Origin of the sequence: Hydrocarboniphaga sp. (assembly GCF_965279055.1) — a bacterium.
Taxonomy (GTDB): Bacteria; Pseudomonadota; Gammaproteobacteria; order Nevskiales; family Nevskiaceae; genus Hydrocarboniphaga.
This window is the reverse complement of the sequence record NZ_OZ257125.1, coordinates 3772990-3786098: the sequence shown is the minus strand read 5'-3', so window position 1 is coordinate 3786098 and position 13109 is coordinate 3772990. Positions and strand designations below refer to the sequence as shown.

Below are 13109 nucleotides of genomic sequence, written 5' to 3'. Positions count from 1 at the left end.
CTAGCGTCTCGCGGCTTTGAATGCGCGCTGGAGCAGCGCTTTCCGGGGGTAGCAAAAGGGAGCGAGCGACGCCGATTCAGAACAAGCACAAGGGATGCGCTGCGTTGCTGGTTTCACTGAGCCTGTTGTGCGGTGGTCTCTACACCAGCACTGCGAGTGCCGCCGACGCTGCGGCCGACGACACCAGCTGCGTGCACGTGCAGACGCCGCGGCCGCTGGGTTCACCAGCGCCGGGTCCGGTTCACAGCAAATAAACAGCGCGCCCAGCCTCAAACGGCCGGCTGCGACGGCGCAATGTTCTGCGCGCGCTGGCGATCTACACCGGCGGCGCTTGGCTGTTGGTGCAGGTCGCGACCCAGGTGTTTCCGTTCTTCGACGTGCCGAACTGGGCGGTGCGTTGGGTCGTCGTCGCCTGCCTGCTCGGCCTGCCGGTGGCGGCGCTGCTGGCCTGGTTCTACGAGTTCACGCCGCAGGGCCTGAAACTCTGATCAGCCCTCTCCCGGAAGGAAAGGGCAAGGTCATCGCGACGCAAAATCCACCAGGCACACGGCTTGCTCTTGGCACGCATTGGAGCCGGTAGCGGCATCGGCGCGTCGGTTTTTCGGCGCCCGTGGCGGCCGTCTCGGGCGTCGCCACGGAGCTGCATTCATCCACATGATCAAGCCACCCGACCACCCGCGCGAGCAGGAACGCCTGGAGCTGCTGCAGCGCCTTGAGATCCTGGATACGCCGCCGGAAGCGGTGTTCGACCAGATCACCGCCTCGTTGTCGCGCGAATTCGACCTGCCGATCGCGCTGCTGTCGATCGTCGACCGCGAGCGCCAGTGGTTCAAATCCTCGGTCGGCCTAAGCCTGACGCAGACGCCACGCGAGGAGTCCTTCTGTGCTCACGCGATCCTTTATCAGCAGATCCTGCTCGTGCCGGACACGCTGCAGGACCGCCGGTTTTCCGGCAACCCGCTGGTCACCTGCGAAAACGGCATCCGCTTTTACGCCGGCGCGCCGGTGGTGTCGGCCGCCGGCCTGCCGATCGGCACGCTGTGCGTGGTCGACACGCGGCCGCGCACGCTGTCGCCAGCGCAGCTGGCCAGTCTGCGCCGCGCCGCCGACCAGGTGCAGCAGGAACTGGCGCGGCGCGAAACCCTGGTCGCCGCGCACCGCAACGTCTGTAGTTCTCACCGTGCGCTGCTGCAGAGCGAGAGCCGCTTCGCGCGGGTGTTCGAGCATGCCGCCATCGGCATGGCGCTGGTCGACGAAGACGGCAGTTTCATCAAGGTTAATGCGGCGCTGTGCGACATCGTCGGTTACAGCGCCGACGAGCTGCAGCGGCTGACGTTCCAACACATCACTCATGCCGAAGACCTGCACGCCGACCTGGCGCTGCTCCGACAGCTCAGCAGCGGTGAGATCGATCGCTATCAGATCGACAAACGCTACATCCGCAAGGACGGCGGGGTGGTCTGGGCCAACCTGACGGTGGCGCTGGAACGCGACGTCGATGGCGGTTTGCCGTACTACATTTCGTGCATCAAGGACATCCAGGCGCGCAAGGAGACCGAGGATTCGATGAGTGCGCTGCGCGCCGACCTGAGCCGGCGCGTCGAGGAGCGCACCGAGGATTTGCGCAGCGCCAACCAGATGCTGGTCAAGACCATGACGCGCCAGGCCGAGTCCGAGCAGCTGCTGCGCCTGCGCGACCAGGAAATCCGCGCGGTGATCGACAACGCCCACGATGCCTATATCGGCATGAACGATGCCGGTGTCATCATCGACTGGAACAAGCAGGCCGAGCTGACGTTCGGCTGGACCCGCGACGAGGCGATCGGCCTTCGGCTCGACGAGACCATCATCCCGGCGCGGATGCGCCGCCAGCATCGTGACGGAATGAAGCGCTTCATGGTCGATGGCGCATCGCGGATGCTCGGCCGCCGTGTCGAGTTGCCGGCGGTGCGCAAGGACGGCAGCAGCCTGGCGGTGGAAGTCCGCGTCCAGGCGATTCAGGCCGGGCCCCGACGCATGTTCTCGGCCTTTCTGCACGACATCAGCGGGCGCCGTCAGCGCGAGGAGGAGATGCGCGCGCAGCGAGCACAGCTCAAGCAGATCGCCGATCTGATGCCGGCGCTGATTTCCTACCTGGACACCGACTTCCGCTACCGCTTCGTCAACCGCGCCTATCTGGTCCTGCTCGGTGAAGATCCCGAGAGCCTGATCGGCCAGCGCGTCGGCAAGCTCGCCGGAGGCGACGATTTCGAGAATCTGCAGCCATACCTGCTGCGCGTGCTTGCCGGCGAGTCGGTCAGCTGGGAGCACCAAACCATGGTCGCCGACGCGCCGCGTTTCTGGCTCGCCAAGTACACGCCGGACATCGTCAACGGCAAGGTGGTCGGCATTCACGGCATGGTCGTCGACATCACCGAGCGCAAGATCGGCGAGCTGGCGCGCGAGCGTGACGCGACCATCGACGAACTCACCGGCCTGCTCAATCGCCGCGGCCTGTTCTCGCGGCTGCAGCAGAGCCTGGAGCAGGTCGACATCGGCGGCCGCGCCGCCGGCGTGCTGTTCCTGGATCTGGACAACTTCAAATCGGTCAACGACCGCCATGGCCACGCCTTCGGCGATCGTCTGCTGAAGGAAGTCGGGCAGAGGCTGGCGACCCTCGAAGGCGGCGCGGTGGCGCGCCTGGGCGGCGACGAGTTCATCGTGCTGGTCGAGGACCTGGAGCAGCCCGAGCAACAGGTGGCACGGTTGTCGTCGGCGATCTCCGCGCTGATCAAGCGGCCCATCGTGCTCGACGGTCACAGCCTGCATCTGGCGGTCAGCATCGGCTCGAGCATCCGCCGGCCGCATAGCGGCCTCAGCGCCGAGACCCTGCTGACGGTCGCCGACGCGGCGATGTATGCGCAGAAAGGCCGCCGGCCGATGCGGCTGCGCGCGCGCAGCTGAGCGTCTGCGGTGCGGCTGATCCAGCGCCGCGAGCCCGGCTGTCGACGGTCATCATCCGCTCATGTTGGCGGCGTAAATTGCCGGCACCTGCGACAGAGCCGGAGAAAGTTCATGCGCTTCTACAATTTTGAAACCGTGCTGCTCGACGACCGTGAGTTTCACCCCGCCGAACTCGAGCCGCGCAACGCCTACGGCATCCCGATCGTCACCGAGAACACGCGTGTGCTGCAGACCCGCCGCGACGACGGCAGCGAGCGCTACGCACTGGCCGCGAGCTTCGACGTCGCCATCGCCGCCTGAGGCCAGAACGTGGCGGAGCGCCACGCGCGCTCCGTCGTGTGCCGTTCCCATCCCGCACTGCCATCCCGCACTAAGATACAAGCCGCAGCGACTTCCGCCGGGCATTGTCCGCCTGCGTGGTCGCCAGCGGTTCTCCTCCATGATCGCGCCCACCGGAGCGCGACATGCCGCAACTCAAGGACCCGCCCGATGACCCGGGCCGCCGCGATCTGCTGATCGCCGGCGCCGCGATGGCGGTTGGCCTCGCCTTGCCGCTGGCCGGTGTCGCTGCCGACACGCCCGCCACACCCGCACACCACGACGGCCACACCCACACAGGAAGCAAGAACATGGGCACGATCACCACCAAAGACGGCACGCAGATTTATTACAAGGACTGGGGCAGCGGCCAGCCGCTGGTGTTCAGCCATGGCTGGCCACTGACCGCCGACGCCTGGGAAGACCAGATGGTGTTCCTCGCCTCCCAGGGCTATCGCTGCATCGCCCATGACCGCCGCGGCCACGGCCGCTCCAGCCAGCCCTGGAGCGGCAACGACATGGACACCTACGCCGACGATCTGGCGGAGCTGACAGCCAAGCTCGATCTTCGCGGCGCAGTGCACATCGGCCATTCCACCGGCGGCGGCGAAGTCGCGCGCTACATCGGCCGTCACGGCACCGCGCGCGTCGCCAAGGCGGTGCTGGTCGGTGCGGTGCCGCCGATCATGCTGAAGACCGAGAAGAATCCCGGCGGTCTGCCAATGAGCGTGTTCGACGGCATCCGCGCCGGCGTCAGCGCAGACCGCTCGCAGTTCTTCAAGGATCTGGCGACGCCGTTCTACGGCTACAACCGTCCGGGGGTGAAGCCGTCGCAGGGCGTCATCGATTTCTTCTGGCTGCAGGGCATGATGGGTGGCCTGAAGAGCGAGTTGGACTGCATCAAGCAGTTCTCCGAAACCGACTTCACCGAAGACCTGAAGAAGTTCGACAAGCCGACCCTGATCGTCCACGGCGACGACGACCAGATCGTGCCGATCGGCGCGAGTGCGCTGCTGTCGTCGAAGCTGGTGAAGAACGCGCGCCTGGAAATCTACAAGGGCGCGCCGCATGGCCTGGCGACGACGATGAAGGACAAGCTCAACGCGGATCTGCTGGCGTTCATCAAGGGCTGATCACGCCGTTGAAGGGCGCAACACAAGCCGTTCATTCCGAGTAGCGCCGACGCTGGCTGCGCTTGGAGGAATGGCGGCTGGCTCAGCCGTCCACCGGCTGCAGTGGCGTCGCGAGCGTCAGCTGGTAAAAGCCCAGGTCGAGCCAGCGGCCGAACTTGAAGCCGGCCTGGGTAATCGTGCCGGCGTGGACGAAGCCGAGCTTGCGGTGCATCGCCACGCTGGCGGCGTTGCTGACGTCGATGCCGCCGATCATCACGTGCACGTCGCGCTCGGCGGCGCGCGCGATCAGCCGCTGCATCAGCGCCAGCCCCAGGCCCTTGCCGCGATGGTCTCGGTGCACGTAGACCGAGTGCTCGACCGAATACTTGTAGGCCGGCCACGCGCGGAACGTGCCGTAGCTGGCGAAGCCCATCAGCGCGCCGTGCCCGTCCTCGACGCCGATCACCGGAAAGCCGCCGGCGCTCTTGGCGGCGAACCAGCTCACCATGTTCTCCGGCGTGCGCGCGCGGTAGTCGTACAGCGCGGTCGAATTCAGGATCGCGTCGTTGAAGATCTCGAGGATCGCGGCAGCGTGACGCTCGTGAGTGCATTCGACAAATCGCATCCGGCTCTCCTGCAGAAGTCCGCCGCCGCGATACGCATGTAGGAGCGGGCTTGCCCGCGACCGAGGCTGCAGCGAGCGCCGGTCGCGGGCAAGCCCGCTCCTACAACAGCGGCTTGAGCGGGATTAAACGCGCTCGAAGATCGTCGCGATGCCCTGACCGCCGCCGATGCACATCGTCGCCAGGCCATAGCGGCCGCCGCTGCGGTGCAGCTCGTAGATCGCCTTGGTGGCGATCATCACGCCGGTGGCGCCGACCGGGTGGCCGAGCGAAATGCCGGAGCCGTTGATGTTGACCTTGGCCGGGTCCAGATCCAGCTCGCGCGTCACCGCGCAGGCCTGGGCGGCGAACGCCTCGTTGGACTCGATCACGTCGAGATCGCGCACGCTGAGCCCGGCGCGCTGCAGCGCCTGGCGCGTCGCCGGCACCGGGCCGATGCCCATGATGTTCGGATCGACGCCGGCATGGCCGTAGGACACCAGACGCGCCAGCGGCTTCAGGCCGAGTTCCTTCACTTTCTCGGCGGTCGCCAGCACCATCGCGGCGGCGCCGTCGTTGATGCCCGAGGCATTGCCGGCGGTGACCAGGCCGTCCTTCTTGAACACCGGCTTCATCTTCGCCAGCTGATCTTCGGTGACGTTGCCGCGCACGTTCTCGTCGATCTCGAAAATCTCGACGCCCTTGCGCGTGGCGATCTGCACCGGAACGATCTGCGACTTGAAGCGGCCGTCGGCGATCGCATGCGCGGCACGGCGCTGGCTCTCGATCGCCAGCGCGTCCTGCATCTCGCGGGTGATGCCGTACTTGGCGGCGACGTTCTCGGCGGTGATGCCCATGTGAATCTTCTGGAACGGGTCGTGGAGGATGCCGAGCATGTAGTCGATCATCGCGACGTCGCCCATGCGCGCGCCCCAGCGCGACTGCGTGGACAGATACGGACCGCGGCTCATCGACTCGGCGCCGGCGCCGATGGCGATGCCGGTCTCGCCCAGCATCAGCGCCTGCGCCGCCGAGATGATCGCCTGCATACCGGAGCCGCACAGGCGGTTGACGTTGAACGCCGGCACTTCCACCGGCACGCCGGCATTCACCGCGGCGACGCGGCTCAGATACGCGTCGCGCGCCTCGGTCGGGATCACGGTGCCCATGACCAGATGGCCGACCTGGTCGGCGGCGACGCCGGAGCGCTCGATCGCGGCCTTGACCGCGGTGGTGGCCAGATCGGCCAGTGCAACGTCCTTGAGGCCGCCGCCGAAACTGCCGATGGCGGTACGCGTTGCCGAGACGACGAAAACTTCGGGCTTGGACATGAGGAATTCCGTTGAATGAATAAAGTCGGGGAGAGGCCGGCGATATCGGCCGGTGAGACTATCGATACTTGGCAGATATCAATTGTAGCGGTAGAAGCCCTGGCCGCTCTTGCGGCCCAGCCGACCGGCCGCGACCAGCTCGCGCAGCAGCGGCGCCGGCCGGTACTTGGGGTCGCCGAAATCCTTCTGCAAGACCTCCATGATCGCCAGCAGGGTATCGAGGCCGATCATGTCGGCCAGCGCCAGCGGGCCGATCGGGTGGTTGCAGCCGAGCTTCATGCCGGTGTCGATGTCTTCGGCCGTGGCCACGCCTTCCTGCAGCGCGAACACCGCCTCGTTGATCATCGGGCAGAGGATGCGGTTGACCGCGAAGCCGGCGTTGTTGCGCACCGTGATCGGCGCCTTGCCGACGCTGCGCGCCAGCGCCAGCACGCGCTCGCGCGTGTCGTCGGAGGTGGCGATGCCGGTGATCACTTCCACCAGCGACATCAGCGGCACCGGGTTGAAGAAGTGCAGTCCGATGAAGCGGTCGGCGCGCGTGGTGCAGGCGGCCAGTTCGGTGATCGACAGCGACGAGGTGTTGGTTGCCAGGATCGCGCCCGGCGGCAGCAGCGCGTCGACCTGCCTGAGGATCTTGCGCTTGAGTTCGAGGTTTTCGGTCGCGGCCTCGATGACGATGTCGGCGTCGGCGAGCTGCGCGTAGTCGGTGGTCCTGCCGATGCGTGCCAGGATCGCGTCGCGTTCGGCGCTGCTCAGTTTTTCTTTCTTGATCAGCTTGTCGAGGCTGGCCGTGATCGTCGCCATGCCGCGATCCAGCGCGGCGTCATGCACGTCGACCATGGTGACGTTCAGGCCGCTGGCGGCGCAGACCTGGGCGATACCGTTGCCCATCGTGCCGGCGCCGATGACGCCGATCTTTTGAATGCTCAAAGCTTGCTCCCGTGGCTGAACTGCACATTTTAGGCGTCGCCGGAGCCGCGCGGAATGTCGGATTCCGCCAGGGCGGCTGAGCAGATCGGCCAACGCACGGGGAACCTTGCCGCGCGATCGGCGTCACTCAAGGCCACCCGGCACGAAGCATGCGCCGTGGTCTTGCCCGCATCGAGAATGGAATCCCGATTGAACAAGCTGCTCGAAACCACCCAGTCGCTGCTCAAGGAAGCGCCGCCCTGGGTCTGGACCGGCCTGATCGCCGCCGCCTCGCTGCTCGCCGTGATCCTGATCATGCGCGTGTTCCGCTGGATCACGCGGCGCACCACCAGCGCCGATACCATCCCCGGCATGATCGCGCGGCGCACCAACTCGCCGCTGACCACGGTAGTGGCGCTGCTGGCTTTGAACCTGGTGCTGCAGGCGGCGCCGGACAAGCTGATCTACATCGCGCTGGCGCGGCATTGGGCCGGCGTGCTGTGGATCGGTGCGGTGACCTGGCTGCTGTTGCGCGCGGTGTCGGTGACCGGCGCGGCGGTGGTGCAGCTCAATCCCTATGACACCGCCGACAACCTGCGCGCGCGCGGCGTGCTGACCCAGGCGCGCGTGCTGACGCGCACCGTGCACTTCCTGATCCTGCTGATCGGCGTGTCGATCGCGCTGATGACTTTCCCCGAGGTGCGCCAGATCGGCACCAGCCTGCTGGCCTCGGCCGGCATCGCCGGCCTGGCCGTCGGCCTGGCGGCCAAGCCGGTGCTCGGCAACCTGCTCGCCGGCCTGCAGATCGCGCTGACCCAGCCGATCCGCATCGACGACGTGCTGGTGCTGGAAGGCGAATGGGGCCGGGTCGAGGAGATCACCGGCACCTATGTGGTCGTCGCGATCTGGGACCAGCGCCGGCTGGTCGTGCCGCTGCAGTACTTCATCGAGAAACCGTTCCAGAACTGGACGCGCAAGACCTCGCAGATTCTCGGCACGGTGATGCTGTGGGTCGATTACCGGCTGCCGGTGGAGCCGATCCGGGCCGAGACCACGCGGCTGTGCGAGCTGGACAAGGACTGGGACGGCCGCGTCGGTATCGTCCAGGTCACCGATACCAGCGAAGGGGCGATGCAGCTGCGCGTGCTGCTGTCGTCGGCGGATTCCGGCCGCAACTTCGACCTGCGCGCCCGCGTCCGCGAAGGCCTGATCGCGTTTATCGCCCGCGAATACCCGCTGTATCTGCCGCATCTGCGCGCCGAGCTGATGCAGGCCGACCAGCCGCCGGAAGCGGGACCGCCGCTCGCCGCGCGGCCGGGTGACCAGGCGGTGTCGCCGACACCGACGGCACCTTCGGCTGCCGCTTGAACCCCTCTCCCGCCGGGAGAGGGGCATGCAGGGGAAGGCACGCGCAGCGCCGGCGTGTTGCGCATGGGCTCGATCGACCGCCTCGGCTTCGCCTACTATCACGCGCCGATCGCCAAGCAGGCCGCAGACTGCCGGCAGAGGTACCGCTGCGCTTCGTAATGGGACCTTGCCGATGAGCAACACCGCTTCGTTCGTCCGCTATGAGCAGAGCGGCCGCATCGTCACCCTGACGATGGACCGCGCCGCCAGCCACAACGCGATCGGCGCGCTGCAGGATTGCGTCGATCTGGTGAGCGCGATCACGCGCGCGCAGAACGACGCCGGCGTGAGCTGCCTGATCCTGACCGGCGACGGCAAGTCGTTTTCGGCCGGCGGCAATCTGAAGGGCATGAAGGATCGCAACGGCATCGGCCCGCTGGATGCGCCGGACGCGACGCGCGCCAACTACAAGCGCGGCGTGCAGTCGGTGATCCGCGCGATGTGGGATTGCGAGCTGCCGATGATCGCCGCGATCAATGGCCACGCGATCGGCCTGGGCCTGGACCTGGCCTGCATCTGCGACGTGCGCATCGCGGCCGATACAGCCCGGTTCGCCTCAACGTTCATCAAGCTCGGCATCATTCCCGGCGACGGCGGCGCGTGGATCCTGCCGCGCGTGGTGGGCCTGTCGAAAGCCTCCGAAATGATTCTGACGGGGCAGAGCCTGGACGCTGCCGAGGCGCTGCGCTTCGGCCTGATTTCGAAAGCGGTGCCGGCGGACCAGCTGCTCGCCGAGGCGAACGTGCTGGCCGAAGCGATCGTCGCCAATCCGGCGAAAGCGCTGCGCCTGGCCAAGCGCCTGCTGCGCGAAGGCCAGCAGAACCGGCTGTCCGACGTGCTGGAACTGTCGGCTGCATTCCAGGCGCTGGCGCACGAGACCGAGGATCACGCCGAGGCGCTGGATGCGTTCATCGAAAAGCGCGAGCCGAAGTTCACCGGGCGTTGAGGTTGCAGGGCCGGTCCGGTCCCTCGATACGCCTCGCGAGCGAGGCTACTCGGGACGAACGGAGTTTCGTTGATTTCTGAACCGTCACAAGCAAACCCCGTTCGTCCCGAGTAGCGGGCTTGCCCGCGTATCGAGGGAGCGGACCCAGCTCGCAGGCGTCCCTCGATACGCCGCCATCGGCGGCTACTCGGGACGAACGGGTTTTTGTCGATTGCCGTCGCAACCAGACTCCGTTCGTCCCGAGTAGCGGGCTTGCCCGCGTATCGAGGGAGCGGACCAATCTCGCAGGCGTCCCTCGATATGCCGCCATCGGCGGCTACTCGGGAGGAACGGGCGCTGGATTATTTTGGCCGAAACATCCGGAACAGCGACTCCGGCTCGACGCGAAAATAATCCCCCGGACCACCGCCGCGCAGAATGTGCCGCGCATTCGCCGTGTCGTAGACGCCATCTTTCAGCAGCGACTCGGCGATATGCACGCCGACCACTTCACCCAGCACCAGCCAGCTGCTGATCGCCGCGCCGGCCGCGGTCTGCAGCTGCACGATTTGCGTGAGCCTGCATTCCATCGCCACCGGGCTCTCGGCAACCCGCGGCGGCGCGACGATGCGTGAAGCCGCGGGCGTCAGCCCCGACAGCGCAAACTCGTCGACCTCCGGCGCCACTGCCGCGCAGCTCTGGTTCATCGCCTCGGCCAGATCCTGCGTCGCCAGGTTCCAGACGAATTCGCGCGTGGCCTCGATATTGTTGAGGCTGTCCTTGCGGCCGACGCTCGCGAAACCAATGATTGGCGGCGTGTAGTTGAAGCCGTTGAAGAAGCTGTACGGCGCCAGGTTCAGCACGCCGCGCGCGTCCTGCGACGAAATCCAGCCGATCGGTCGCGGACCGATGATCGCGTTGAACGGATCGTGCGGCAGGCCGTGGCCTTTTGCGGGTTCGTAGAAGTGCATGTCACGGCTCATGGCGAAGACTTGAATGGCTTGCTCGCAGACCGGCATTTCATCGCGAGTGGGTCGGGACGATCTCCGGGAGTCGAGGCGTTCGATTCCGGAATCGATACACCGTCTGCCGGGCGGCTGATAAAAAACCGCGCCGCAATGTTATAAGGTCGCCAGCTGTTACTTTCGGTTGCATCCGCAGCAGCGCAGGGGGCGGGTGTTTCTTCAGTCTATATCCAGGGGTTTTTCCTAATGAAATATAAATTGCACGCGCTCGTGCTTGCTATTGCTGCGGGCGTCTCCACCACGGCGGCTGCCGGCATCACCGGACATGAGTCCGCCATTGCCAAGGCGGTGAGCCAGGTTCGCGCTCACGCCGATGTCACGCTGGCCGACGACGATCAGTCCTTCGCCGCCAAGGACGTCATCATCGACGCCGACGGCAGCCAGCATGTTCGCCTGATCCGCAGCTACAAGGGCCTGCGCGTCATCGGTGGCGACCTGGTTGCGCATTCGGATGCGCAGGGTCGCTTCCGCAGCGCGTCGATGACACTCGGCGAGCGTATCTCGCTCGGTACCCGGCCGGTCGTTGCGCAAGCCCAGGCGATCAGCGCCGCCGAAGCCGCGTTCGAAGGCAAGATCACCGGCGCGTCGAAAGCCGGTCTGGCGATCTACGCGCGTGAAGGCCGCCCGCAGCTGGTGTGGGACGTGGCCGTAGACGGCGTCAAGGGCGACCGCATGGACAGCCTGATGCACACCATCGTGTCGGCGAGCAGCGGCAAGGTGATCGATCAGTGGGATGACGTGCAGTCGGCCTCGGGTACCGGCAACACGCTCTACCTGGGCACGCTCGCCATCAAGACCACCAAGGCGGACGGCGTCTATTCGATTACCGACGGCACGCGTGGCAACCACTACGTGACGGACATGAACGATGCCGACACCGGCAACGGCGACCTGTTCGTCGACGCCGACAACATCTGGGGCGACTCCACCAACAACGACCGCGCCACGATCGCCACGGATGCCGCCAACGCGCAGGCCAAGACCTGGGACTGGTTCTACAAGCAATACGGTCGCCTGGGCATCTTCGGCGACGGCAGCGGCAGCTTCTCGCGTGTTCACGTGATGAGCAACTGGAGCAACGCGCAGTGGAACCGTAACGGCTGCCAGTGCATGAGCTACGGCGATGGTGACGGCGTGACGTGGAGCCCGCTGGTGACGCTCGATATCGGCGGCCATGAGATGACCCACGGCGTCACGCAGGAAACCGCCGGGCTGATCTACTCGCGCGGCGACACCGGTGGACTCAACGAATCCATGTCCGACATTTTCGGCACCCTGGTCGAGTTCTCCGGCGCGATCGAAGGCAAGCCGGCCAACTACCTGGTTGGCGAGCGCATCTACGCGGTCAATGCCGGCGTCGAGTATCCGACGACGGCACTGCGCTACATGTTCAAGCCGAGCATCGACGGCACGTCGCGCGACTGCTATGGCAACGCGGTGAAGCTGCTCGACCCGCACTACTCGTCCGGCGTCGGCAATCACTTCTTCTACCTGCTGGCCGAAGGCACCAAGATTCCCACCGGCTTCGAATCGCTGGCCAAGTCCGACCTGGTCTGTGACGGCAACACCAAGCTCAAGGGCATCGGTCGCACCAAGGCCGGCCAGATCGTCTATCGCGCGCTGTCGGTCTACATGACCGAAAATACCAAGTACAGCGATGCGCGCGCCGCGACGCTGTCCGCGGCAGCCGACCTGTACGGCCAGGGCTCCACCGAGTACAACGCGGTGGCCGCGGCCTGGACGGCGGTGAAGGTCAACTAAGCTTTCAACGCATCACGAAAAAGCGCCGGGCCGGCAAGGGCCCGGCGCTTTTTTTGTGCGTCGCAAAGCTTATTCGTTCTGCAGCGGAATCGGCCGCTCGACCGCGACCGCGGTGATCGCGTTTTTCGGCGAACCGTCGACCAGACGATCCGAGTAGGTCAGGTACACCAGCGCGTTGCGTTTGGCGTCGACCATGCGCACCACGCGCAGTTTCTTGAACACCAGCGACAGCCGCTCGTTGAATATTTCCTGCTGCGCCGGCAGCGGCTTCGGGAACGAAATCGCGCCGACCTGGCGGCAGGCGATCGAGGCATCGGCGGTGTCTTCGGCGATGCCGAGCGCACCCTTGATGCCGCCGGTCTTCGCGCGCGACACATAGCAGGTCACGCCCGGCACGCCGGGATCGTCATAGGCCTCGACGACGATCTTGTGATCCGGCCCGAGCAGCTTGAACACGGTGTCGACGGCGCCGATTTCCTCGGCCTTGCTGAGACTGCAGCCCAGGCACAGCAGCAGGGCGGTGACGATGGCCAGACGTGACATTTTTGCGATACCGGTTTGGAAACTGCCGGCGAATATTGCACGAAAGCGCGCCAGCCCCTGCAGGAGCGGGCTCGCCCGCGACTGCGAGCCTGCAGGTCGCGGCAAGCCCGCTCCTACAAGCGCGAATCAGCCCGGCGTAAACAGCCCCATGAACCGCGCGAAATCCAGCTTGCTGCCGCGCGTCATCGCCGCGCGTCACGAGGTTTCCACTACCCCCCGTTCATCCCGAGTAG

At 66.1% G+C, this 13109-nt stretch carries 13 protein-coding genes; 8 read left to right on the top strand and 5 right to left on the bottom strand.

Features of this window, described 5'->3' with window-relative positions; genetic code table 11:
- Nucleotides 1–104: 104 nt before the first annotated feature.
- The 5 genes from ACQZF9_RS17060 to ACQZF9_RS17040 all read left to right on the top strand — a co-directional run bounded on the left by ACQZF9_RS17060 (nt 105) and on the right by ACQZF9_RS17040 (nt 4394).
- The gene (locus ACQZF9_RS17060) at nt 105–254 is read left to right on the top strand and encodes a hypothetical protein (RefSeq protein WP_428310157.1); all 150 of its coding nucleotides are present in this window, start codon (nt 105–107) and stop codon (nt 252–254) included.
- Between the two features lie 84 nt (nt 255–338).
- Nucleotides 339–488, top strand: coding sequence for a hypothetical protein (locus tag ACQZF9_RS17055; protein ID WP_428310156.1), 150 nt, complete (start codon nt 339–341; stop codon nt 486–488).
- Nucleotides 489–654: 166 nt separating this feature from the next.
- The gene (locus ACQZF9_RS17050) at nt 655–2943 is read left to right on the top strand and encodes a PAS domain S-box protein (protein ID WP_428310155.1); all 2289 of its coding nucleotides are present in this window, start codon (nt 655–657) and stop codon (nt 2941–2943) included.
- Between the two features lie 111 nt (nt 2944–3054).
- Nucleotides 3055–3243 (top strand): hypothetical protein, encoded by a 189-nt coding sequence (locus ACQZF9_RS17045; RefSeq protein WP_428310154.1) that lies wholly within the window; start codon nt 3055–3057, stop codon nt 3241–3243.
- A 329-nt stretch (nt 3244–3572) separates the two neighbouring features.
- Nucleotides 3573–4394: an alpha/beta fold hydrolase gene (locus ACQZF9_RS17040; RefSeq protein ID WP_428313450.1), complete on the top strand. Its 822-nt coding sequence runs from the start codon at nt 3573–3575 to the stop codon at nt 4392–4394.
- 82 nt (nt 4395–4476) lie between these two features.
- Here ACQZF9_RS17040 and ACQZF9_RS17035 read toward each other — a convergent pair whose 3' ends face one another.
- From ACQZF9_RS17035 to ACQZF9_RS17025, 3 genes are all read right to left on the bottom strand, one after another.
- Nucleotides 4477–4998, bottom strand: coding sequence for an N-acetyltransferase family protein (locus tag ACQZF9_RS17035; RefSeq protein ID WP_428310153.1), 522 nt, complete (start codon nt 4996–4998; stop codon nt 4477–4479).
- 123 nt (nt 4999–5121) lie between these two features.
- Nucleotides 5122–6306, bottom strand: a complete 1185-nt coding sequence (locus ACQZF9_RS17030; RefSeq protein ID WP_428310152.1) for an acetyl-CoA C-acyltransferase family protein — start codon at nt 6304–6306, stop codon at nt 5122–5124.
- 78 nt (nt 6307–6384) lie between these two features.
- Nucleotides 6385–7197, bottom strand: a complete 813-nt coding sequence (locus ACQZF9_RS17025) for a 3-hydroxybutyryl-CoA dehydrogenase (RefSeq protein WP_428313449.1) — start codon at nt 7195–7197, stop codon at nt 6385–6387.
- Between the two features lie 228 nt (nt 7198–7425).
- On the opposite strand from ACQZF9_RS17025, the gene ACQZF9_RS17020 reads away from it, so the two are divergent.
- Together ACQZF9_RS17020 and ACQZF9_RS17015 are read left to right on the top strand one after the other, a co-directional pair.
- Nucleotides 7426–8583 carry a mechanosensitive ion channel family protein gene (locus ACQZF9_RS17020; RefSeq protein WP_428310151.1) on the top strand — a complete coding sequence of 386 codons (1158 nt, stop codon included), beginning with the start codon at nt 7426–7428 and terminating at the stop codon, nt 8581–8583.
- Between the two features lie 172 nt (nt 8584–8755).
- A complete protein-coding gene (locus ACQZF9_RS17015; protein ID WP_428310150.1) occupies nt 8756–9568 on the top strand; it encodes a crotonase/enoyl-CoA hydratase family protein in 813 nt (270 codons plus the stop codon).
- A gap of 341 nt (nt 9569–9909) precedes the next feature.
- Here the strand turns inward: ACQZF9_RS17015 and ACQZF9_RS17010 are convergent, their stop codons facing one another.
- A complete protein-coding gene (locus ACQZF9_RS17010; protein ID WP_428310149.1) occupies nt 9910–10530 on the bottom strand; it encodes a flavin reductase family protein in 621 nt (206 codons plus the stop codon).
- A gap of 228 nt (nt 10531–10758) precedes the next feature.
- On the opposite strand from ACQZF9_RS17010, the gene ACQZF9_RS17005 reads away from it, so the two are divergent.
- Nucleotides 10759–12333, top strand: a complete 1575-nt coding sequence (locus tag ACQZF9_RS17005; RefSeq protein ID WP_428310148.1) for a M4 family metallopeptidase — start codon at nt 10759–10761, stop codon at nt 12331–12333.
- Between the two features lie 69 nt (nt 12334–12402).
- Here ACQZF9_RS17005 and ACQZF9_RS17000 read toward each other — a convergent pair whose 3' ends face one another.
- On the bottom strand, nt 12403–12876 hold the full coding sequence (locus ACQZF9_RS17000) for a CreA family protein (protein ID WP_428310147.1): 474 nt from the start codon (nt 12874–12876) through the stop codon (nt 12403–12405).
- Between the last annotated feature and the right edge of the window lie 233 nt (nt 12877–13109).